The organism is Paenibacillus sp. FSL K6-1230 (assembly GCF_038002385.1).
Taxonomy (GTDB): Bacteria; Bacillota; Bacilli; order Paenibacillales; family Paenibacillaceae; genus Paenibacillus; species Paenibacillus massiliensis.
The window spans coordinates 6,266,405-6,289,938 of the sequence record NZ_JBBOCK010000001.1; the positions used below are offsets into that span (position 1 = coordinate 6,266,405).

20 protein-coding genes are annotated in these 23,534 nt (G+C 49.6%); 3 read left to right on the top strand and 17 right to left on the bottom strand.

All coding sequences use genetic code 11. The features are described 5' to 3' along the window. Nucleotides 1–131: 131 nt before the first annotated feature. The gene (locus MKX74_RS27660) at nt 132–974 is read left to right on the top strand and encodes a DegV family protein (protein ID WP_341180474.1); all 843 of its coding nucleotides are present in this window, start codon (nt 132–134) and stop codon (nt 972–974) included. A gap of 101 nt (nt 975–1,075) precedes the next feature. On the opposite strand, the gene MKX74_RS27665 is transcribed toward MKX74_RS27660, so the two are convergent. Together MKX74_RS27665 and MKX74_RS27670 are read right to left on the bottom strand one after the other, a co-directional pair. Next, a complete protein-coding gene (locus MKX74_RS27665; RefSeq protein ID WP_341180475.1) occupies nt 1,076–2,314 on the bottom strand; it encodes a S1C family serine protease in 1,239 nt (412 codons plus the stop codon). Between the two features lie 494 nt (nt 2,315–2,808). Next, nucleotides 2,809–3,918, bottom strand: coding sequence for a hypothetical protein (locus tag MKX74_RS27670; RefSeq protein WP_341180476.1), 1,110 nt, complete (start codon nt 3,916–3,918; stop codon nt 2,809–2,811). A 510-nt stretch (nt 3,919–4,428) separates the two neighbouring features. On the opposite strand from MKX74_RS27670, the gene MKX74_RS27675 reads away from it, so the two are divergent. Continuing rightward, a complete protein-coding gene (locus tag MKX74_RS27675; protein WP_028591475.1) occupies nt 4,429–4,635 on the top strand; it encodes a hypothetical protein in 207 nt (68 codons plus the stop codon). Here MKX74_RS27675 and MKX74_RS27680 read toward each other — a convergent pair. The 5 genes from MKX74_RS27680 to yycF all read right to left on the bottom strand — a co-directional run bounded on the left by MKX74_RS27680 (nt 4,604) and on the right by yycF (nt 10,126). Next, the gene (locus tag MKX74_RS27680) at nt 4,604–5,410 is read right to left on the bottom strand and encodes an MBL fold metallo-hydrolase (RefSeq protein WP_018883711.1); all 807 of its coding nucleotides are present in this window, start codon (nt 5,408–5,410) and stop codon (nt 4,604–4,606) included. The two genes, MKX74_RS27675 and MKX74_RS27680, sit on opposite strands and share 32 nt — an antisense overlap. Nucleotides 5,411–5,414: 4 nt before the next feature. Beyond that, complete coding sequence (yycI, locus tag MKX74_RS27685) at nt 5,415–6,167, bottom strand: two-component system regulatory protein YycI (RefSeq protein ID WP_018883710.1); 753 nt, start codon at nt 6,165–6,167, stop codon at nt 5,415–5,417. 70 nt (nt 6,168–6,237) lie between these two features. Further along, a complete protein-coding gene (locus MKX74_RS27690) occupies nt 6,238–7,575 on the bottom strand; it encodes a YycH family regulatory protein (RefSeq protein ID WP_341180477.1) in 1,338 nt (445 codons plus the stop codon). Next, a complete protein-coding gene (gene walK, locus MKX74_RS27695; protein ID WP_341180478.1) occupies nt 7,572–9,398 on the bottom strand; it encodes a cell wall metabolism sensor histidine kinase WalK in 1,827 nt (608 codons plus the stop codon). Before walK ends, MKX74_RS27690 begins: the two co-directional genes overlap by 4 nt. Then, nucleotides 9,395–10,126, bottom strand: a complete 732-nt coding sequence (gene yycF, locus MKX74_RS27700; protein ID WP_018883707.1) for a response regulator YycF — start codon at nt 10,124–10,126, stop codon at nt 9,395–9,397. Before yycF ends, walK begins: the two co-directional genes overlap by 4 nt. Nucleotides 10,127–10,544: 418 nt before the next feature. On the opposite strand from yycF, the gene MKX74_RS27705 reads away from it, so the two are divergent. Continuing rightward, a complete protein-coding gene (locus MKX74_RS27705; RefSeq protein WP_018883706.1) occupies nt 10,545–10,973 on the top strand; it encodes an organic hydroperoxide resistance protein in 429 nt (142 codons plus the stop codon). A 302-nt stretch (nt 10,974–11,275) separates the two neighbouring features. Here the strand turns inward: MKX74_RS27705 and MKX74_RS27710 are convergent, their stop codons facing one another. From MKX74_RS27710 to MKX74_RS27755, 10 genes are all read right to left on the bottom strand, one after another. Further along, nucleotides 11,276–12,826 carry a M23 family metallopeptidase gene (locus MKX74_RS27710; RefSeq protein ID WP_341180479.1) on the bottom strand — a complete coding sequence of 517 codons (1,551 nt, stop codon included), beginning with the start codon at nt 12,824–12,826 and terminating at the stop codon, nt 11,276–11,278. Between the two features lie 544 nt (nt 12,827–13,370). Further along, nucleotides 13,371–14,150, bottom strand: coding sequence for a hypothetical protein (locus tag MKX74_RS27715; RefSeq protein WP_341180480.1), 780 nt, complete (start codon nt 14,148–14,150; stop codon nt 13,371–13,373). 514 nt (nt 14,151–14,664) lie between these two features. Next, complete coding sequence (locus tag MKX74_RS27720; RefSeq protein WP_018883702.1) at nt 14,665–15,951, bottom strand: adenylosuccinate synthase; 1,287 nt, start codon at nt 15,949–15,951, stop codon at nt 14,665–14,667. Between the two features lie 599 nt (nt 15,952–16,550). Beyond that, nucleotides 16,551–17,909 (bottom strand): replicative DNA helicase, encoded by a 1,359-nt coding sequence (gene dnaB, locus MKX74_RS27725; protein ID WP_341180481.1) that lies wholly within the window; start codon nt 17,907–17,909, stop codon nt 16,551–16,553. Then, on the bottom strand, nt 17,910–18,353 hold the full coding sequence (rplI, locus tag MKX74_RS27730; RefSeq protein ID WP_341180482.1) for a 50S ribosomal protein L9: 444 nt from the start codon (nt 18,351–18,353) through the stop codon (nt 17,910–17,912). It lies immediately after the preceding gene. After that, complete coding sequence (locus tag MKX74_RS27735; RefSeq protein WP_341180483.1) at nt 18,350–20,341, bottom strand: DHH family phosphoesterase; 1,992 nt, start codon at nt 20,339–20,341, stop codon at nt 18,350–18,352. Before MKX74_RS27735 ends, rplI begins: the two co-directional genes overlap by 4 nt. Nucleotides 20,342–20,352: 11 nt before the next feature. Then, nucleotides 20,353–21,267, bottom strand: coding sequence for a DUF2232 domain-containing protein (locus MKX74_RS27740; RefSeq protein WP_341180484.1), 915 nt, complete (start codon nt 21,265–21,267; stop codon nt 20,353–20,355). Between the two features lie 6 nt (nt 21,268–21,273). After that, nucleotides 21,274–21,576, bottom strand: coding sequence for a MazG-like family protein (locus tag MKX74_RS27745; RefSeq protein WP_018883697.1), 303 nt, complete (start codon nt 21,574–21,576; stop codon nt 21,274–21,276). Between the two features lie 225 nt (nt 21,577–21,801). Further along, nucleotides 21,802–22,227 (bottom strand): CBS domain-containing protein, encoded by a 426-nt coding sequence (locus MKX74_RS27750; protein ID WP_018883696.1) that lies wholly within the window; start codon nt 22,225–22,227, stop codon nt 21,802–21,804. 118 nt (nt 22,228–22,345) lie between these two features. Next, on the bottom strand, nt 22,346–23,428 hold the full coding sequence (locus MKX74_RS27755; RefSeq protein WP_025681300.1) for an LCP family protein: 1,083 nt from the start codon (nt 23,426–23,428) through the stop codon (nt 22,346–22,348). Between the last annotated feature and the right edge of the window lie 106 nt (nt 23,429–23,534).

Here is a 23,534-nt window from a genome sequence, read left to right on the forward strand (position 1 = left end):
TAGAAATTAGACGGCTCAGACATAGCCCAACAAGTGACTTGCGGGAGATCCCATGCGAGCTTCATAGATTGGACTTATGGACAGTATATAAGCATAGCACTGGCTCACGAAGTGAAGTAGGAGAGTGTAGAATGACCAAAATTAAAGTGGTAACCGATTCAACCGTGGACTTAGACGCAGAGCTGATCCGGGAGTATGGCATCGAGATTATTCCTCTATCGTTCAACATCGACGGAACCGATTACCTGGATGGCGTAGACCTTACACCTGCCCAATTCATCCAACAAATGAAGAAAGCGATTACGCTACCAACCAGTTCACAGCCGGCTGTTGGCCGATTTGTAGAATTGTATGATCGCTTGGGGAGCGAAGGCTATACGGTCTTATCCATTCATATGACCGGCAACATGAGTGGTACTGTCCGAGCAGCCGAGATGGCTGCAGCCATGACTGACACGGATGTTACAGTTGTCGATTCCAGATTCATATCCCATGCCTTGGGCTTCCAGGTCGTAGAGGCCAGCATGATGGCGCGTCAGGGGATAGCGATTGAGGAGATTATTCACCGCTTGAACGAGATTCGTCGTAATACTCGCTTGTTCGTCATGGTGGATACACTGGAGAATCTCGTCAAAGGCGGGCGAATTGGTAAGGCCAAGTCCTTAATCGGCACCCTGCTGAAAATTAAACCGATCGCAGCTTTGCGTGAAGGCGAGCTTGTGCCTGCCACCAATATGAGAAGTCACATTCAGGTCGTCAAATACCTGACCAAGCAATGGCTGGAGGACACCAAGGGCAAGACAGTCAAAGGCGTAGGCATCGCTCATGCCGAGGGGCTGCGGCTGGCAGAGTCGCTGCACCACACCATCGCCGAGGCCAGCGGTTACACGGATACGATCATTAACTACACATCTCCGATTATCAGCACACATACCGGAGCAGGAGCTATTGGCTTTTCATACTACTTTGCATAGAGGTACACATCCTTACACAAAAAAAGAGGTCTATCCGGGCGACCGGTATAGGCCTCTTCCTGTGTATCCTGATGATTCGTGGTGATACTTGATCACTGCACTTATTCCTCCGGCTTATCGCTCAGCTGAAGTGTCACCTTCTGCTCTTTGCCTGCCCGGTAAAAGGTGACGTCCAGTGAATCACCAATCTTCTTCTCGTTATACAGATATCTGCGCAGTGCCAGCGTAGAGTCAATCGGCTCACCGTCGAAGGCGACGATGACATCATTGAGCTTGAGCCCTGCTTCCTTCGCAGGACCATGCGACTCCAGAACGACAACCCCCTTCTCCACGTGATCCGGCAGCTCCAGCTCCTTACGCTGCTGTTCATCCAGCGGAGCATAAGGATTCTCAAGATCAACGGTGTAGACCCCCAGGTAAGGACGCTCAATCTTGCCATCATCAATCAGATCATCGACCGTGATCATGAGCTCGTTGGCCGGAATAGCGAAGCCCAATCCCTCGACGCCCATATCCGCAATCTTCATCGTGTTCATCCCGATGACACGCCCATTCAGGTCCACCAGTGCTCCACCGCTATTCCCTTCGTTAATAGCTGCATCCGTCTGAATGACGCGCTGCTCCCAATCGTAGACTCCATCCTGATTGATGGAGACCGGAATAATACGGTTCGTATAGCTGATTATACCCGAGGTAAGAGTATCTCCCAGTCCCAGCGGATTACCAATGGCTATGACAGTCTCTCCAAGCCGTAGCCTATTGGAATCCCCAATCTCGGCTACCGTGCGAATATTTTTATCATCCACCGACAAGACGGCAATATCGGTAATACGATCCTTGCCGATGACCTTCGCCTTCTTGGTCTCACCATCCACGGTGACTACCTCCAGCTGATTGGAGCCCTCGACAACATGATTGTTCGTCATAATATATGCCTTTCCGCCCTGTAGGCGGAAGATGACACCTGAACCCAGTGCGGACTCCTGCATCGCGAACAGATCACCTTCTGAGCGGTGATTCACAATGCTGACTACCGATGGTCGAATCTTGGCTGCAGCCTGCACAATTCTCTCATACGGATCACCAGACATCAGACTGGAGCTCGAATCTTTCGCTGCTCTGGAGGCTGTACTGCCAGGCACGCTTGTAATGAAGCTAAATAGCAACACAGCCACTACAGCTCCCACTAGACCACTAATGATGGCCACATACGCGGTGGGCAGTGGACGGCGCCTTCTCGTGAATCTGCTTTGTTGCCGTTCCTGTCCTTGGCTCGGAGTGATATCTGTCGTGCGACTCGATACCTTTGTCGAATAGAAATCATCGTCAAACAACCCCATGCTGATCCACTTCCCTTCATTTCACACACCAGAGCCCCGCCTGTTCTCCCACAATTTATGAGCTACATTTATGAGCTACATGCTCTTAACCAAACCAACAACCTACTATATTAATCACCACAAAACAGGTCACCCAAGCGGCCCGTTGTCTATCATTTTTTAGGATAACAGAGTGTATAAGTATTCAGCCAAGCTGAATAATACAATTATTGCGAGAAACATCAGCTAAACACAGGCTGTTTTCTGTGAAAATAAGCCACCAGACTTTTTTCTTAACATCATCACTATGCTCATAGTCTGCAAGCTCATAAGTGTTCAGACAGAACAGATGTCATTCAGCGGTTATATCAGACTTATACGTATCAGCATACACGCCGAATTAAGCACTGGGTAGAGGAAAAAAGAGGAGGTATCCATCATGATAGAGCTATCAAGACAGAGCTATTAGATAACTTCTACCCTGCATTCTATTGGAGCCTCGCTATAGTTGCATGTCAAGGGATCAGCACATATGCTTCTCTCGGATTCACTTTAGAGTACATAACCATTCCATAGGTAGACGCATCCCAGCGCACGACGTCATGAACGATCATATCCTTTGCCGGCATCGGTAGCTCTCCCTGACTGAGAAGCTCCACATAAGCGTGCCGCTCCCGAGAGCGTACATAACAAGCTTTAAGCTCCTCCCCATGGATCACGAACCAGCCATTTCCCTGCTCGGAGGTGAAGCGGACCACCCATGTCTGATCATCAAGCATGACCGGACGAAATAACGAGTATATTACCTGCCCCTCCTCAAGCTTAAGTAGCTCTTGGTAGCGGATGATCGCTCCCGTCACATCTGCCACCATAAGTCGCACGCGCTCATCCTCATAGGATAGCAGTATCGAATCACCCTGCATGCTGATGCTCAATGGATAGGCTACGAATTCATCTGTCATCAGCTTTCTCGTATGGAGTACCTCACCTGTCTCGTTCACAATGCTATGCTGCAGTTGTCCTTCCTGCTCATAGAGCAGGTGAATTCCTTCTTCATTTCGAAGGACCAGATCCGTGGAAGGCAATGGTATCTTGTGAATCTTTCGCTTCTGATAGAGCCCCTCACCATTGAACTCCAGACTGCACAGTCTAGGAGGTTTCTTGCTATTGAACATATCATAGTTATAGAGCAACACGCTGCCAGGCACGGATAAATCTGCATCGACCGGGAATTCTCTACTCGTCACTCGCTTGGTAATGCGTTCACGTCCGTCCAGCGGCAATACGATTTCCTTAGACCCTTCCGACTGCGTGTCTGAGAGAGAGACCCAACGAGTACCGTCGGGCGCAGTAAAGAAGGCTGGCAGTACTCCTTCCTGCTCACGTCGGACCTGCACAAGCTGACCCATTCGGTCGATGGTCACATACTGTACATGGTAAAGTCCATCCGGCGTATACTCGTATATACATAGCTGGACCTCTCTTCTGCTCGGGTCAGATGAACTGCGATGCAGGGATAACTTCGGTACCTCATCGGCTATCGGTCGAATCGTGAACAGCGTGCCAGTAGGAAGCTGCTGCGTATGTAGTGTGAACGGGCTTCCTGCTTCGGCAAGCTCCTTCATTACAAAACCTCCCTTGAATGGGTTACATAGGGTTACATAGGGTTACATACGATTACATAGAGTTGCGATGTTCTCTTCATCCACGGCTATCCTTTCAATCTTTTTGGGAATAGAATATCGCATAGAAGTAGATATAAGAGGAATGATTTCAACCCATGTGGACTAGAATATAAATAAGACACAAGGACTGGCTAGGATAACTCCATACATAGCCTATCTTCACAGTTCCTCCTGTCAGCTTGTTATTGTCTTGTTGAATGATGTAGCTCGCACAGCACATGATACAGGGGTGGGGAGGGTACTTTCTGAGCAACCCAAGCCTTATATCCATGAATTTCGAACTGTTGAATGCTCCGTAGCTCGCGTATCATTTCGTGTATCTATGTGAAGTACCTGTATTGTAACATACGATAGGTCAAAAGAGCAGAGCTCTTCGAGCAGGACAGACCTTGTTTTTTTCCTGGACAAGCCCTGCCGTTGGAAGAGGATTTTTCAAAAAGGAGGAAGCTGATGAAATCCCATTATTCAGCCATACAAGAGGTGGACATGATCGCCAAGCTAGCCGATCTGAAGGACGAGCATTACCGTAATACCCTTGCGCTCAGCACCTTGATCGAGCTGCTTGCCGACAAGGGATTGATTACCCGCGAGGAGCTAGAGCAAAAAGCTGCCGAGCTCGACAGCTTCATGACTCACTCACCTTATCCCACGGTGTAGGTCGGTCATAATACGTATCACGTAGCTGGAATTCCGTGTCCTTATAAAAGCATCCACGGTCCTCCATGGCACTACGGACCGACATTTTTGCCAGATCCATCATATTGTGATCCAGGCTTAGGTGAGCCAGGTATGTGCGCTTGGTAACTCCAGTTAACAGCTCACTCAGGATCGCTCCGGCCATCTCATTGGACAAATGCCCGATATCGCTAAGAATTCGACGCTTGATATTCCATGGATAGCGCCCCATCCGCAGCATATTCACATCATGATTCGCTTCCAGCACCATCACATCTGCGTCTGAGATGGCCTCCTTCACCTTATCGCTCACATAGCCGAGATCGGTCGCCACGCTCAGCTTTGACTCCCCGTCATAGAAGTTATATCCGACGGGCTCGGCCGCATCATGCGAGATCGCGAAGGATTCGACACGCAAGGAGCCGAACTCACGCGTAGCTCCAGTCTCCAGCATGACGCGCTGAATATCCTCAAGTGTGCCTACATGCTTGCTCATCGCCGCCCAGGTCTTCTCATTAGCATAGATGGGAAGCTTGTACTTGCGGGCAATCGCCCCCAAACCCTTAATATGATCTGAATGCTCATGGGTCACCAGAATGCCGTTCAGATCTTCACCGGTTAGCTCCCGCTCCTTTAGCAGCTCCTCAATACGCTTCGCACTGAGTCCTGCATCAATCATTAGCGCAGTATCCTCATTCTTGATGACGGTGGCATTGCCTGTCGATCCACTCGACAGGACCGTAAATGACATGCCCATGTAACTATAACCCCTCCGTTTGTTCTGTCTTCGGACTAATGACATCCCCGTTCATCTGAACGTAATAGACCTTGCCGTCTTCTAGCGTGAAGCGCCATACGGGTGCCGCCACCTGGTTGTCCGAATTAAATACACTACCATAATAGCCAAGCTTAATATCCTTGACTGTTGCACCAGCTGGCAGAAAATTATCAATTAACCTTCCCAAGGCCTTTGAGGCCGGAAGCACCTTCTCTGCTTCTCCCGAGGACTGCATCTCTACGGGTGTCTGACGATATGCTCGTATCTTCTGATTGCTATAATACAGCTCCAGATTCACATTGAACAGAGGATAGCGGTTCTCCACGAGTGGATGAAGCACGAATACGCCGTACTGCACATCCAATTCCAGCTCTGCCAATGGATCATATTCGTAATCGCGAATATCTTGAATCTCATCCTCTAGCTCCTGAATCAGCTCTGGGCGGTTGAACATGAGTCGGCTATCGACAGGCGTTGCCAGCTCTGTACGTTTGCCCGCCTCTCCATTCAGATACGTATAGGACAGCTTGGACAGCTCGGGGGTATCACCAGGAATGGGCGCCAGTACCTGGATGCTCTTCTGCTCCATCAGCTGCTGTGTGCCTATATCCAGTGAAGTGAAATCCAGATTCGGACCGACCGTCTCCCGCGCATCATTCCATAGCTGATTGGCTAATACCAGATTCAGCAGGAAAAAGGTGAAGATCAATACATTCTTGGCGCGGCTCCAATCCATTCCCGTTACCTCCCTTTCCAGTCCCTCGTGTGTACTTCATTTACGAGCCTTCACTACACCGATCTCTCGCTTAAGGGATCGTACCACTCACCGGCGGCTGTGGTGCAGGCATAGCCTGGATCGTCTGTATTCCACCGTTCAGCAGCTGAATACGCCATACAGGAACCAGCTTCAGACTGCCGTCCTCTGTCAGCTCAGGTGAATACGAAGGTGTGACATCCAGAATAGTCTTGTTGCCAGCGAGCTGCTTCAGCTTGACACGTAGCTCCTCTCCACCCGGCAGCAGCATGGATGAACTCGATTGTTCTCCGCCCTTCAGATAGAGCAGAGACCTCTCATAAACTGATGCTGTCTCTTGCTGCACCTCTAGCCGGATCGTACCGAACCTGAATGATGGCCTGTCCAACACAGGATAGGAACCGTAATACTGCTGAAAAGAGACATTCGTTCGATACTCTTCACCCGAGACATCACTTGCGTTATTCATGATGAGCCGATAGGCGCCATCCCAGCCCCCATGCTGATTGACGAAGTCTACAGCAGCCAGAATATCCCTCACCGGGTTACCAGGTTCTGAAGAAGGTGCCGCTGGATCGGTATAGCCCATCCACCGCTGGCTCTGCTTCACCTGTAGACTACGCTTGCTGTCCGTATAGATCTCGGAGCCGTCTTTTTCCTGAATATTACGAGTAATTCCCGGATCGAAGAAGAGATTCCGCTGCATTTGCTCTGTCGTAAACAACCCCGAATTCACGATCGGCTCCTGCATCTCTATATTGTCCATTGGAATATAATATTGTCCCGATATCAGCTCATACGGAGTCGCATTCTGTCCGAAGCTCACATGCTGCTGTACATCCTGTACGGTCAGATCAACCTCATTAGCCTCGTACACTACGTCTCCCCTCGCACTGAAGAAAAGCGCATGCGTCCTTGTCGCCTTCTCATCGGTGTACACCCAGATTCGGTTAATCGTCTCGGCCTGGAATACGGGGTCTGCCGTCAGACGCATCATTCGCTCCAACAGGGTGACGGGTACGCCTCCGCTGAACACCATCTCGATCCCTTCATACTTGCGACGAACCTCACTCCAGTTAGCCGACTGAATACTTCGACGCTCGAAGCTTTGGAAGCTCCGGCTCTCTAGCCGGGTGAAGATTAGCTTGTAGAAGGTCGTCTCAGGATAGAAGACTGTGTGCTTATCCTCGCCCATATGAACGATAATTTTGTTGGGGAAGATCAACTGCTCAATACGCTGCTCCTGCCCCATACTGTCTGTCTTGACATAATTGGTCTCTGAGCTGATGATCGAATCTCCGCCAGGGAGGCGATAGATCAGGAAGTAGCTCTGAATCAGACTGCTGAGGACCAGCAGGAACAGAACCATAGACTTAAGCTGCTCCTTCATGAGGACTCCCTCCCTTCGCCAGGCATCGGCAGAGTAAAGGTCGCACGGGTACCTTGATCGAGTTCAGACTCCAGGTAGATATCGCCACCATGGGCTTTTACAATTTCCCGGGCAATGGATAAGCCTAGTCCAGTCCCTCCCATATTACGTGATCTGGCCTTGTCTACACGATAGAACCGCTCAAAAATACGATCCAAATCCTTCTTCGGAATCCCCATACCCGTATCTTGTACCGAGATCGAGAGCAGCCCCTCTCTCTTGACGCCCTCCATACGGATGCTTCCACCTTCTGGTGTATACTTGAGTGCATTGGATACCAGATTATCGAGCACCTGATCCATCTGATCCCGGTCCACCACGACCTGAGTGATGCTGTCTTCGACCTGTACCTGATACTCAATATGCTTCTGCTGCATCTGGAAGGAGAAGCGGTCTGCTACGTCCTCCAGCATCTCTACGACATCCACTGTCTGCATACGGAGTGGCGCCTCATTGGAATCAAGCCGAGACAGATGCAGCAGGTCTGTCACCAGTCGAATCATGCGCTCAGTCTCGTTACGAATGACCCCAATGAACCGCTCGCCTAGCTGAGGCTCCGTCATGGCTCCATCATCCAGTGCTTCGGCATAACTCTTGATGGTCGTCAGTGGTGTGCGCAATTCATGCGATACGTTCGCCACGAACTCCCGCCGTGATGCCTCCATCTCCTCTTGCTCCGTTACATCCTGCAGTACCGCAATCGTCCCCGTAATCCCAATCTCTCGACGATGAATAGGTGAGAATGTCACTCGAATGACCAGTGGATCGCCCTGACCTGCAGGCTCCAATTGAAGCAGCGTAGAGGCCGGCATGCCTGTAATCAGCGCTTCTGTCTCCTCCGGGTCCAGCCCCAGTAGTAAGGCAATATGCCTGCCGCTAATCTCGCGATCACTGATACCCAGCATCGTGCTGGCACGGCGGTTCACCAGGATGACCCGGCCATTCTCGTCGGTTGCCACCACACCATCGCTCATATTGGTGAGAATCGAGGCAAGCTTCTCCTTCTCTTCCTCATTTTGCGACAGAGCGTCCCTCAGACGACTGGTCATATAATTGAAGGCGTGACTCAATTGCCCGATCTCATCGCTTCCGAATACAGGCATCTTCCGGTCGAAGCTGCCCTCGGCAACAGCAGTAGCATGACGTGTCATGACCTTGATCGGATAAGTAATGGTATGCGCCAGCACCACACCCAGTACAGCCGTCAGTCCCAGCGCAATCAGCATCCCTGAGATGAACACGCTGTTGATTCGCTTCATCGTATCGTACAGATCCGCCATGGAGGCAGCGATATACACTGCACCAACAATCTTGCCACTGCTGATTACTGGCTTGGCCACGACCTTTTTCCGTACATTATCCTCGTCAATCATATATTCTTCATTATTGCGTATACCCTGTAGAGCTCTGCTAACTACGGTCTGCGTGTTCTTGCGCCCGACATAATCTGCATGCGAGTTCTGTGACGTGATCAAGACTCTGCCACTGGAATCCAGCACCTGAATCTCGGCTCCGCTGAAATCAAAGAGATTATCGACCCGTGCACGCAAGCTCTCCACACTGTCTTCCTCCGTCTGGCCATCTCCACCAGCCAAATCCTGCTCCGCCAATACAGCCAGCATCTCCGCACGTGCCTGCAGATCCTGTGTGAAGTTACTCGTTAACGAATTCTTCATGGAGCTGACAAAGTACACGCCAATCAACTGCATAGCGACCAGAATCAGCAGTACGTAGATGATAATGAGACGAGCCTGAATCGTCCGAAAGAAGGACAGCCAGCTCATCCGTAGCCTCCACCCTTGCCGCTATGGATGACATATCCAAGCCCACGCCTTGTGTAGATTGTCTCTGGCTTACTGGGATTCTCCTCAATCTTCTCACGCAGCCGCCGAATCGTCACATCGACCGTGCGTACATCTCCGTAATACTCGAATCCCCATACAGCCTGCAGCAGATGCTCACGAGTCATGACCTTGTCGGCATTTTTGGCCATATAGTAGAGCAGTTCATACTCCCGATGGGTCAGATCCAGTTGCACTCCGTTCTTGTAAGCCGTATACATATCCGTGTCGAAGAACAGATTGGCTATCCGCAAGCCCTGTCGCTCTTCAGGCGGTTTGTTATCCTGTGATATCGCACTACCACGCTGTCGCCGCATGTGTGCCTTCACTCTTGCGAGCAATTCCCTTGTGCTGAAGGGCTTGGTCACGTAGTCATCTGCCCCGAGCTCCAGACCGAGCACCTTGTCGATCTCATCATCCTTGGCTGTCAGCATAATGATCGGCATCTGAAGCTGTTGGCTGCGCACCTCACGGCATACATCCATCCCATCCATGCCTGGTAGCATCAAGTCCAGCAAAATCAAATCAGGATGCTGGCTTAAGGCCACATCCACAGCTGTATTGCCGTCAAAGGCGCAGAGAACCGTGTAGCCCTCCTTCTCCAGATTGAACTTCAGTATATCGGCAATTGGTTGTTCGTCATCCACTACGAGAATGGTTCCCTGCTTCACCTGTGTTCACCTCATTCTTATAATCCACTTTATATGGCTGCCCCAGTACGAGATATAGCTATCCCTGTGCGAGACTCTTATCCGATTCGAAGAGCGGTAAGCCGCTCAGTATATCTCATCCCATTTTAACATAGTGCACCCGCGGATACATCCAGTACAGACTCTAGCTGAACGCTGGTGATTTCTGCTATAGGCTAATTCATCTAGGTTCATTGAGGTCCATTGAGGTCCATCGAGGTTCAGTGATGTTCCTTGATGTTCCTTGATGTTCAATAATGTTCAACATGCTCACGGAGATCAATTCATGCCAACGGATGAACTAAATTTTTCCCTATAACAAAAAAAGACTTTCTTTTTAAATTAAGTTGTGCTAAATTAAATTGTATAAAATATAAATTGGAAAGGTGATGTTTTCACCATGATGAAAATTCAACAAAAACTTTATGATACCACTGTAAAAGCTGTAGGAGGCCGTGATGGCTTCGTAGAATCCGAATCTCCAGCATTGCGTCTTGATATCGATACACCTAAACAACTGGGCGGTGCTGGCGGTGAAGGTACGAACCCGGAGCAACTCTTCGCAGCAGGATACTCTGCTTGCTTCGATAGCGCACTGAACATGGTAGCACGTATGCAACGTATTAAGCATGAGGGTACTGAGATTACTGCAACTGTCAGCATCGGCAAAGTAGAAGACGGCGGCTTTGGCATCGCTGCACATCTGGATGTACTCGTCAAAGGTGTAGATCGCGAGACTGCCATTAAGCTGGCTGAAGGAGCACATGAGCAATGTCCATACTCCCGTGCTACACGTGGCAACATCGAAGTAACAATTAATGTATTGTAAGGCCCAATCCGGACACAGCCTGTATTGCCTAAAGACGAGATCAGGTCTACGCATATCGAATGGGAATCGAATTGGCGCGTTAAATATAAACGAGAAACAAGCCTCCGAACGGAATCGTTCAGAGGCTTGTCTTATTGTGTACGCTATAATGTATAATTTCGTAACTGATCATGAGTAGGATCGCTGGATACGTATCGTTCGAATACAACACATGGTCCGACTAACTAGGGTAATTTGTGTGATTTGTGTGATTTGTGTGATTCATGCCAATTCCTCATATCGTGAAATGGACCCATTGCTCCCTATCGAAGATAAGTCATCGGATTTTGAGGAACGTTGTTTTTACGGACTTCAAAGTGAAGATGCGTGCCAGTAGAGCGTCCTGTGTTACCCATGACACCTATCGACTCTCCTTGTCGAACGACTTGGCCTGAGCGAACCCCAATACTGTTCAAATGCCCGTACAAGGTCTGATAGCCATTGCCATGATCAATGATAATTACATTGCCATAGCCGTTCTGCTGACCTGCAAAGGTCACAACACCTTCATCCGAGGCTTTAATATCACGGCCTCCTCCCATGTCGATTCCCTCATGCATTCGACCCCAGCGGCTGCCATAGCTGCTCGTCAGGACTGCACCGGATACAGGCCATACAAATTGTCCTGTTCCTTCACCTACAACCTTGGTTCCTTTGAGTACGACCTCAGGGACCGATTCCTTGATCACCTTTTGACCGAGCCATTCTTCCTTAATAACCTGGCCATTTTCCTTCGTAATCTGGAAGTCCATCTGCTTCAGCCCACTTTGGCCTGGGCGCACGACCTTGGAGGTACCGGCCTTGAGCTCATCACTCTCACGAGTGACGATCGTCGGCTCAATCGTGACCTGCTCCACGATCTTCTCCACAGTAGTTACAGTTAAGGGAGCCTTAGGTGCAGTCACCTGCAGAGTATCCCCAATTTGCAAATATTTCTCCCGGGTCCCCGGATTGTTCTGCTTGATCTCCCAAGCTGTCATTCCGAATTGGCTTGCAATGGAAGACAACGTATCCCCCTCACGAACCGTGTACGTAATGGGCTGTTCCTTGCTTTCCTTCAAAGCCTGCAAGGCTCCCTCCTCGGACAACAGCTTATTCGGGTCAGCCTTTACTTCCTCATAGGTAATGTCCTCGTTCACTCCGACCGACATCAACCACGCTTTGGAGGTATTACTAGCTGATGAAGCTGAAGTCTTCTTCACAGAGGAGGTCCATCCGGCAGGCTGTCCTTGTCCTTCCGGTATGTACTCTTTCTGCAACGCCTTGATCGCAGCCTTAGCTGTGTCCTCGTCCTTGACTACACCGACCTCTTCACCATCCACCATCACCTTGACACCCTTTGCGTATGCTGTCAGCATTCCGTCCAGCTTCGTCAAGGTAGCCTTGCTATCCACATCGGCCTTATACGCCTTCTCAATCTTCGTAGTGATGGCTTCGGTATTCAATACCATTTCCGCGTCGGGATACTTCTCCGTATAAGCCTTGCTCTTGTTCTCATACAGCGCAGCTAGCTGATCCTCGCTTTGGATGGCTCCAACCTCCTGCCCCTTTACATATACCTTGTAATAAGGAACCGTGTTGGCTGCAACATACTGATTACTAACGAATCCCAATCCTCCGGCCAAAATAATTCCACTCGCGGCCAATGTCAGCCAGCGTCGCTGTCCCGTCCAAATGTGCTGACGACTCCAATCCAGCATTCTGGCAGAGAGCTCATTCACACGCTCGACAGGGAGTTTACTGCTCTGTGGCGCCTTGGACGTCTTCGTCTTTAGCTGCTTCCCGTTCGGGCGCTTCCCTTTGAAACCTTTCATACTTCTCTTCCTTTCATCTGTACTCCTTTGTACTCCTTAAGTATGGACATACCTTCGTCACCAGGGCTTCATATCGCCTGGACGCATCCATGGCTGTGTAGTGCGTTGAATAGTACATTTGTTAGTAGAGTGGGCATGGGCATGTTCAGTGTTCAAAATGATAGCCTCAAGATGCTCGATGATCATGCCTTAGGCCTTCTTTTATGTGACGTTCCATAGAATACAAAATCCATTCTGCTGGCATAAGCTTCCTATCCACAGGAAAGTCATAGCCACTACTTTACACGATAATCCTTAAGACAAGCTGAAGAACCAATAATTATACTAGTTTTATTTAAAATTGCTATAAAAGGTGTCAAAAATTTAACCTTTTATAAACACTTGTTTACTTTATCATAGCTGCTGGATGAATTTCAACTTCATCGCTCCACAGCAAAAAGCCGCACTGGACGCGGCTTCGGGGAGGATTATACAGTTAATGGATATCTATTCCACTAATATTGTATAACATATATTTATTGGTAATTTTACATAGAGAGAATACTTATCTGCTTACCTTTAGCATGTCCATTAGCTTCGTATACTCCTCATTCGTAAGTCGCTTGGCAATGACCTGTTGTATATCCTGCAGCTCCTTCTCCGTCAATCCGCCTTCCATAGCTGTTGAGATCATCTGCATGTCCTCGGCTGGAAGCTTGTTCATCAGCATGCTGAGAATCTCTTGTTTCTGCTGTGTATTCAGCTCATCCTTCCGGTCTACCAGGTCTCCTGGGGTCATTACCAGTTCCTCTTCCTCCAGAGATCGCTCCTCTACTACTGGTGGTGTAGCAGATCCAGGGGATGCTGCTGTCGGGGTGTCCTCATCGTCTGCTGTCCCCATCACAGGTAATGCTCCCTCGGGTGTAGACTCCTCCTCAGACGTCGGGTTGCCAGTCACGCTTCCCGGGATGCCTCCCTCTGATTCCTGTCCATGTGCTGGGGAATTGCTTGTGCTTGAGGAAGCCGCACTCCCGTTAGGCAATCCTTCACGCGAGCTATCTGTTGGCTTGCGTTCGCCTTGTGTGCCGCCCACAGTGCCGTTCAGTGTGCTGTTCGATGTGCCATTCGTCCCCACTCCACCTTCACCCGTAGAGGGCTGCTTGGACCCAAAGAGGCCCTGCCCAATGTTCAGGCCCAGCACAGAGGTTCCCTCCAGCTTAATATTGAACATGCCTAACAGAGACTGCACATAAGCATTCACGACATATCCAGTCGTCAGTAGTGTCAGTGCTACAATCATCACGATAGATAAGGTCTTGCGTACCATCCAGCTAATCCACTTCATCGGTGTACCTCCTTCTTCCGCTTCAGCCATCCAGGAATAACGCTATCTGAATGGGGGACCTCGTTATGAAGGCTTCGAATTTGACAAGAACCGTCCAAAGCTCCTCACTGACATTCATCCTCGAATGACGCCAAGTTAACGGTAAGTCCGTCTGTTCCCATTATTGACCAAAGAAAGTAGAGTTAACCTTGCCAGCACCGAAATTAGCCCACAGCCACTATGAGTCTCCTCCTCTTCACAAGCTGCATCTAAATCATCTCGACAAGATATACCTAGTGCACTCTCCCACCCCAACAAAAAAAGCGTACCCTCCGACAGCCAATAGCATCGGATGGGCACGCTTATTCGTAGCGCTTATATACTGCTTATATATTGCTTATATATTGCTTATATATTGCTTACTTATGCTTCCTTATAACACTTACGGCACTTATAGCCCTTATTTATCTCCGCAGCAGCCCTACCTCCGTTACACGAACGTCGGGTGGTGGCTTGCTCTCATTTCCGAAAGGGATTAAACGTAGATCGGAAGTACCTGATTCGTCTGCTCACGATTGCGTCCTACAGAGAAGATCGCGATCGGAATACCTGTCAGTTCAGATACACGCTGTACATAACGGCGAGTATTCTCTGGCAGCTCCTCCAGCGTCTTCACGCCAGTGATGTCCTCATGCCAGCCTGGCAGCTCTTCGTAGACCGCTTCACACTCAGCCAGCATTTTCAGGCTTGCCGGGTAATGGGTGATAATCTCACCACGGTATTTGTAGCCTGTGCAGATCTTGACCGTATCCAGACCTGTCATAACGTCCAGAGAATTCAGGGACAGCCCTGTAATTCCACTCACGCGACGTGCATGACGAACGACTACGCTATCGAACCAGCCTACACGACGTGGGCGACCAGTTACAGTACCGTACTCATGGCCTTTCTCACGGATGAAATCACCGACCTCATTGTTCAGCTCCGTAGGGAACGGACCATCACCGACACGCGTAGTGTATGCCTTCGCTACACCGATGACCTCCTTGATCTTGGAAGGTCCTACGCCAGAACCGATACATACTCCCCCCGCTGACGGGTTAGAGGACGTTACAAATGGATAAGTACCCTGATCGATATCCAGCATGACTCCTTGAGCGCCCTCGAACAGCACCTTGCGCTCCGTATCAATAGCGTCATTCAATACAACAGAGGTATCGGTAACATACGGACGCAGGATTTCTGCATACTCCAGATACTGCTTCAGAATTTCTTCCACATCCAGCGGCTCTGCCCCATACATCTGCGTAATGATCTGATTCTTCTCCTTCATCAGGTGACGCAGCTTCAGCTCGAACTCCTCCGCGTCCATCAGGTCCGCGATACGGATACCGTTCCGTGCAGCCTTATCCATATATGCCGGACCAATTCCCTTACGGGTCGTGCCGATTTTGTTCGGACCCTTACGATCTTCTTCCAACGCATCTAACGTCATATGATAAGGCATAATCACGTGTGCACGATCGCTAATGACCAGATTATCGGTCTTAAATCCATTATCATGAATGTAATTAATTTCTTCAATCAATGCGGTCGGGTTCACTACCATACCATTCCCGATGACGCATGTCTTATCTTCATAAAAGATACCGGATGGAATCAAGCTAAGCTTATATTTCTTTCCTTCAATCAGAATGGTATGGCCTGCATTGTTGCCGCCTTGGTACCGGGCTACGACATCTGCCTTCTCGGCCAGAAAATCCGTAATTTTACCCTTACCCTCGTCTCCCCATTGTGTTCCCACAACGACTACAGTTGACATGTTTCATTCCTCCGTGGAGTGCTCGCAGACACTCTGATTTTGAGCTGAGCTTCCGTTCACTGCATCCCGTCCAATAACACCAGTGACAGGACAACGGAATGACAAGCAGCAGGAAAAAACGTCCGGAGATGCTCTTCCGCGGGCGCGGAAATCCCCGGGCGCATAAGCAGCCCACTGCTTTAACGCAGCACTTTAAGTGTACCAGCCTCAAATTTTAAAGTCAAATTAAAAGCGAACAATTAGTTGTACAAAATTATAAATGTTCGTGAATTAACCAAGCCTGCAAATGACAAGCTTACCTATAAGCGATACAGCCTAAGACCTTATAGTTCCGATGACACGGAAATTCTGTATGCCCAGCATTCCTTCTAGGATGATGGTTTATCGCTAAAATATGTATGACCGTACGCGAATGTAAATTACAGTTATATTATAGCATTCCCAAGTAACGTAACAAAATGGCACGGTTCGAACCTGATATCTATTCATATTATGAGCATTTTACGAAAATAAAGCCGTCCTCGCTTGATACCTCAAGCGAAGACGACTATTTCATAGTTTAACATGAGTACATTTGGATGAAATGCGCCATCCAGCCGCTATCCGGCAAATGCGTCGGTATGAGCACGTTCGTAATTGGCGAACTTATTATAATTCTTGAGAAATACAAGCTCTACCGTGCCTACCGGACCATTACGCTGCTTGGCAATAATGATCTCAATGATGTTCTTTTTCTCCGTCTCCTGATTGTAATAATCATCCCGGTACAGGAACGCGACGATGTCAGCGTCCTGCTCGATGGAGCCGGATTCCCGAAGGTCACTCATCATTGGACGCTTGTCCTGCCGCTGCTCAACCCCACGGCTAAGCTGAGACAGAGCAATGACGGGCACTTCCAGCTCACGGGCAATCTGCTTGAGCGTACGTGAGATTTCCGATACCTCCTGCTGCCGGTTCTCGCCTGCTTTACCGCGACCATGAATGAGCTGGAGGTAATCGATAACGATCATTCCTAGCCCCTTCTCGGTCTTCAAGCGACGACACTTGGCACGAATATCCGCTACCGTCACACCAGGGGTATCATCAATGTAGATCTCTGCCTCAGCCAGAGCTGCGATCCCCATCGTCAGCTTGGCCCAATCGTCATCACCCTTGAATTCACCTGTACGCATAACGTTCGCATCCAGATTGGCCTCGGCACAGATCATACGTTGTACGAGCTGCGCCGCGGACATCTCCAGACTGAAGATGGCTACAGTCTCTTTGGCCCGTACCGCTACATTCTGGGCGATATTCAGTGCAAAGGCTGTCTTACCCACGGAAGGACGCGCTGCTACGATAATCAGATCGTTACGCTGGAAGCCCGCGGTCATCTTATCCAGATCGACGAAGCCGGATGGGATTCCCGTCGTATTGCCCCGATTCTGGTACAGCCCCTCCACACGGTCGAAGACCTCCATGACGACATCACGGATCGCTATAAATCCGCTACCGGAGCGGCTGTTGGATATCTCCAGAATCCGCCGCTCAGCATCACTGAGCATGGCAGGTACATCTTCCCCGCCCGTATAGCCCTCGCTTACAATCTGGGTGGCTGCCCGAATCAGACGACGAAGCATCGACTTCTCTTCGATAATCTGGGCATAGTAGTCTACGTTGGCTGCTGTAGGTACACCGTGAGCCAGCTTCGATAGATAGCTGACACCACCGATCTCCTCCAGTTGGCCTTTATCCTGCAGCTTCGCAGTCAATGTTACGAGATCGATAGGCTGGCCTTGCTCCCCCAGCTCAATCATAGATTCGTAGATCATCTGGTGCGCTTTATCATAGAAATCCTCACTCTGAACCCGCTCCATTGCGGTAATCAGAGCTTCTGCCTGAAGCAGAATTGAGCCAATTACAGCCTGCTCCGCTTCAAGATTCTGCGGAGGAATCCGGTCAAAGAATTCGCCGCCCATTTACTCTTCGGTCACCTGAACCTTCAGGGTCGCCTTCACTTCCGGATGCAGCTTAACTGTCATTTGAGTCACACCCAGGTGACGAATCGGCTCATCCAGCTCAATTTTACGCTTATCAATCTTCAGTCCTTGCTTGGACAGCACCTCTGCGATCTGTTTGGAGGTGATGGCTCCAAACAGTCGGCCACCCTCACCGGCTTTGGCTTTCAGTTCGATGGCAGTCGCCTCAAGCTTCTTAGCGAGAGCTTGGGCTTCTTCCTTCTCCTCTTGCTTACGTCTGTCTTCTGCAGCCGCCTGATTTTCCAGCACCTTCATATTGCCATCGGTTGCTGGGCGAACCAGGCCTTTCGGCAGCAAAAAGTTCGTTGCATAACCGTCGGATACTTCCTTCACTTGCCCCTTCTTACCTTGCCCTTTTACGTCTTGCAAAAAAATGACCTTCATTCAAACAACCCCTCTTCCTCTTCTATTTCAGCCAGCACGGCGAGCAAGCGTTGCTCTGCCTCGGCCAGCGTACATTCCAGCTGCACGGCCGCATTCGTTAGATGTCCCCCGCCGCCCAGCCGCTCCATCACGACTTGTACATTCATGCGTCCGAATGAACGGGCGCTGATGCCCAGCAGACCATCCGGGCGTTCACTTATGACGAATGATGCAATCACATCCGTCATATTCAAGAGTGTATCGGCCGCTTGCGCGATCAATAGCTGAGGAATTTTATTCCCTGGCTCAGTGACCGCAAGCGCGATATGCCCATACATCATTTTAGCATGCTTAATGATTTCTGCCTTAGCAATATATTCATCAAGATCTTCTTTCAGTAGACGCTGGATCATGACTGTGTCCGCTCCACTGCGTCTCAGGAACCCTGCGGCCTCAAAGGTCCGCGAGCCTGTATGCAGGGAGAAGTGCTTCGTATCTACCGTAATTCCAGATAGCAGCGCCGTTGCCTCCAGTGGCGTGAACTGCACTCGATCATGGATATATTGCAACAGCTCCGTAACCAGCTCGCACGCAGAGGAGGCGTAAGGCTCCAGATAGATCAGCACGGCATCGTTAATGAACTCCTCACCCCGACGGTGATGATCTACTACAACCACGCGCCGGGCCGCCTGTACCAGCTTGGGCTCCATCGTCATGGAAGCCTTGTGCGTATCTACCACGACGAGCAATGTATGCTCCGTCATCATCTGCATGGCTTGCTCTGGTGTAACGAACGCTGATGTCAGCTGATCATCCTTGGCTACCTGCTCAAGCAGTCGATCAATCGACGGGTTCGGCTTATCCAGGACAATGCTCGATTCGACCTTGAAGAGCGACGCCGCCTTCCGCACGCCGATGGCTGCTCCAATCGCATCCATATCCGGCGCCCGATGGCCGAGGATGATCACACGGTCGCTCTCCTGCATCAGATCACGAAGCGCATGGGCGATGACTCTCGCACGCACTCGTGTCCGCTTCTCGACGGCATTCGTCTTGCCGCCATAGAAGGACAAGCGCTGCCCTGCCTTGACTGCAGCCTGATCTCCACCACGACCAAGCGCCATATCCAGACTGGATTGTGCCAGCTCGCCCAGCTCACTAATCGTGCCTGCGCCGAAGGACAGGCCAATGCTCAGCGTGAGTGGCACCTTCAGATCAGCTGTCATTTCCCGTACGGTATCCAGAATAACGAATCGGCTCTGCTCTAGCTCCTGTAGAGACTTTTGGTTAAGCATCATCAGGTAGCGCTCGGAGGAGAGTCTCCGCAGGTATACATTGAACTGCTTCGCCCAAGCGGTAATCTCGCTGGACACCTTGGCAATCAAGGCTGTGCGCTGCTGATCATCCATGCCCTGTGAAGCTTCATCCAGATTGTCGAGCAGCACGATTCCGATCGCTAGACGCTCATTCTCATATTGCTCACGCAACACGGCAAGCTCAGTAACCTCATGTAAATAGATGAGACGTTCGTCCAGAATGACTGTCATTCGGTAGTAGCGACTGTCATGTTGAATCTCCAACTGATGAACCTTAGCCGTCTCTTTAAGTTCTTTCTTGTTCTGCAGCAACGCCGTTAGCTGCGGGAATACCTGTTGAAGCGAAGCGCCAATCAGGTTATGCTCATCCTCGAACATTCCCGCTACATAACGGTTGTTCCACTCCACAGTGCGATCCTCGCTGTAGAGAATAATTCCAAAAGGAAGCTTATTCACCGTCTCCGCTTCAACACGCTTGATGCGGAAGGACAGTCCACTTATATACTCGGACAACCCTTCCCGAAAATTCATTTCAGCGCGCAAAAGCATTCCGCTTAGAGCAAAGGAGATGACCAGACCAATAACACCAAGCGCCCAGTTGTACCAGCTAATAGCAATGACCAGCAATAGCAACAGTAGAAACGCCCAGACGGTGTAATAGCCGTGCCAGCGTTTCTGTAGGAATTTAGGCATGACTGTTCTCCCTATCGTTTGGATTTCGTAATAGCTTCACGAAGCGGGAAGGCCAGATCAATGATTCCTATAATCCGAAGTGGATGAATGAGCAGCACCAAGGCGGATAACAGGAATGAGATCGCCGGATTCCAACGTCGGACATGTGTCAGGAAAAAGAAGAACCCGATCGTTTGAATCACAAAACAAATGTTAATCAGTGGAATCAGATTCGCAGCGATAATCGTAGCCCAGCCCCCGCTGGAGCCGTACGCAATCCATTCAATGAGTACAGCCAGCAGATAATACCAGATTAATGCTCGTGGCATACGCCACTCCCGAGCAGGCTTCATTTTGGGAACATCCATACCAGCAGCTGTCAGGAGCGGTCTTGTAACCACGTGCGTAATTAACGCCATCAAGAAAGAAGTCAGGATTAGCGCATACGGTACCATCGCAACTGTAGCATCCGCCACTTCCTTCGTATCCTGATCCGTCCAGTTAATGCTGGTTAACGGATTGTTATTCGTCATATCCTGAAGCGGAGCAACCATTTGATTGACTATCTCCCGGATATACCCGGACAGATCGAACTGGAACAGTGTCGTGCTAATTAACAAGAGCAACAGTAGCATCGCTACCATGACACCCGTTCCGGTCATCAAGGCCTGCAGTGCTGGTGCCTTCTTCTTGTAGGCCATCCCCATCAACAATCCTGGAATCAGGAAATATAACATCGACAGCAACAGCACTGGTGAAGCGATCAAAGCTACAACTGCCACACCCACAATATACAGCAGAAATTGTCTAATAGGCAGCAATGCGTATAGAACCGCAGCTGGTACAATCAAGAAAAAGGAGGTTATCAATCTCAACGGTGTAAGCAAGGACAACAGCAGTAGTACGTATATAACGACCCACACCGCTGAAGTCATACGGGATTTCAAATGTATTCACCTCTTACGCATATGTTCTTCCAGAGCGGAAATATCCTGATACCAATCTTCCAGTTGATGGCCTTCCTGTCTGTGCTTCTTTAGCTTGTCAAGCAATTGGTCATCCAACTCACGATACGATATTCCCAGGCGTCGTCCCAAGATGTATCCGCTCATAATGAGACTTGCCAGGCAATCTCCTATTCGCGCTGTACTTCCTTCCCATATGGCCTTGAACAGGCGAGACACCTGATCCAGTACCTCTGTTTTTAGCCATTCAATGACCTTGGCCCGCTTGGCCACATCCAGTTCCTTAGCCATAATTCTGAAGAGCCACCCCTTCTGAAAAAGCTTTATTCTCCATTATAGCATAACCCTGCATGAATACGAAGATGACTTACCACCTTATACATAGCCACTCTGCCAAGGCATAATGACACTGCTTTCACTCCCAGCCTAATCTAGAGGTGCAACAACAAGCAGATATAGAATGTCCTAAGATAATTCTTGAAAAAAGCCTGCACTCATGCAGGCCAGACAGCTGGATTATCCGGAATTCAGCGATTCCTTCGACACCAGCTGCATACAATACTCAATAATCTGACTACGCCGCACAATACCAATGAAGCGGTCCATATCATCCACGACAGGTACGAAATTCTGAACCTTAGCCAGATTGATAAGGTCTTCCATCTTGGCCTCAATAGACACGGGCTTGTTGTGCACTCGCAGAGGAACATCCTTCAGTAGAAATTTTGAAGAATTCTCGAAGGTTATCTTCCCGCCCGAGTCCTTCATATGCCACAGTAGATCTCCCTCGGTAACGGTTCCAATATACTTGCCATCCTTATCGAGAATTGGAACAGCGGTGAAGCGATGATATTCCATCCGCTCCAGGGTCTGTCTTAAGGTTGAATCAGACGTCACACAAGCAACCTCCTGCTTAGGCAACAAGAAAAATGCAATATTCATGAGAACTGTGTATCCTCCTATATTGTAGGTTTGTACCCTGTTCTATACAGGGAACAAAATCAGCAGACGGAACCTTCCGACTGCTGATGCTAATAATCTGACTGTGTCTTTCACTCCATTAATCCAGATCCTGTCGATCTGGTAGCTTCAAGGTAGCTGGTGTTGTACTGGGGTCCATCCAGTTCTGGATCAGTGACTTGGCATACTCTAGATCCTCTTCATTAGCCTGATCATAATAGATGCCATTCACCTTCTGTCCTGTACCCATAATGGTGAAGCTGGAGATCTGTGGACTTGTATCCTGCATCAATACCTGCTTGCCCAGATCTGTGATCGAGCCGGGTGGCATATCTGTCTGGAAATTATCTCCCATAATATCCAACAGCTCCGGAACCTTGGTAATTCCGCTCAGATTCAGAACTTTATCAGACAAGGCTTTCAGGAAAATTTGCTGCCGCTTGGTGCGATTGAAGTCGCTGTCCTCCCGATAGCGTACATAATACATAGCCTCTTCCCCATTATACACGGGTTTGCCAGCTTCAATTTTGAATTTTACGTGATTGGGATTCTTATTCTCTATATCCTCTGTAATGGGCAATGACACGCCGCCCACTGCATTCACGACATCCTGTATTCCTTGAAAATTAATCGTGGCGTAATAGTCAATCGTATGACTCAACAGCTGCTCTACGGTGTCTATCGACATCTGCTCTCCACCAAAAGCATATGCATGTGCCAGCTTGTCAAAATCATACTGACCATCCTTATTGGCATCCCGACCTACAATCTGCACATAGGTATCACGTGGTACCGACACCAGCAGAACTCGGGACTCCTTGGGTCTTACCGCTGCGAACATAACCGTGTCTGAACGTCCACGCGTCTTCTCATACGATCTGCGGTCTGACCCCAGCAGCAGGACCGAGAATGGCTCATTCTGGACCCTTGTAGGCTTCATGTTGTCCTCGCCGCCACCTCGAGGCTGATAGGACTCCTGCAGCTTATTCTCGAGCGTCGGAGCAACGAACAAATCAAAGGCCAGTGCCGTCAACGGCTTCCGGAAGAGGAAGCCGGCGCCAGCCATCAGCAGCACCACAATGAGCACGATTCCGAATGTTCGCCTCGCGCTTTTCTTTCCCTTCTTTTTCTTAGCAGTTGTCTTCACCTTTGTCTTGCCGGATTCGGCAGGCTTTTTATCCATATCATGATTCCTTCTTTACCGTTAGTTTTCAATAACAATAATTGCCTAATAGCGCATGACTACGGCTACTATCTTCATTTAACCGCACTAACCACAGGATGAAGCG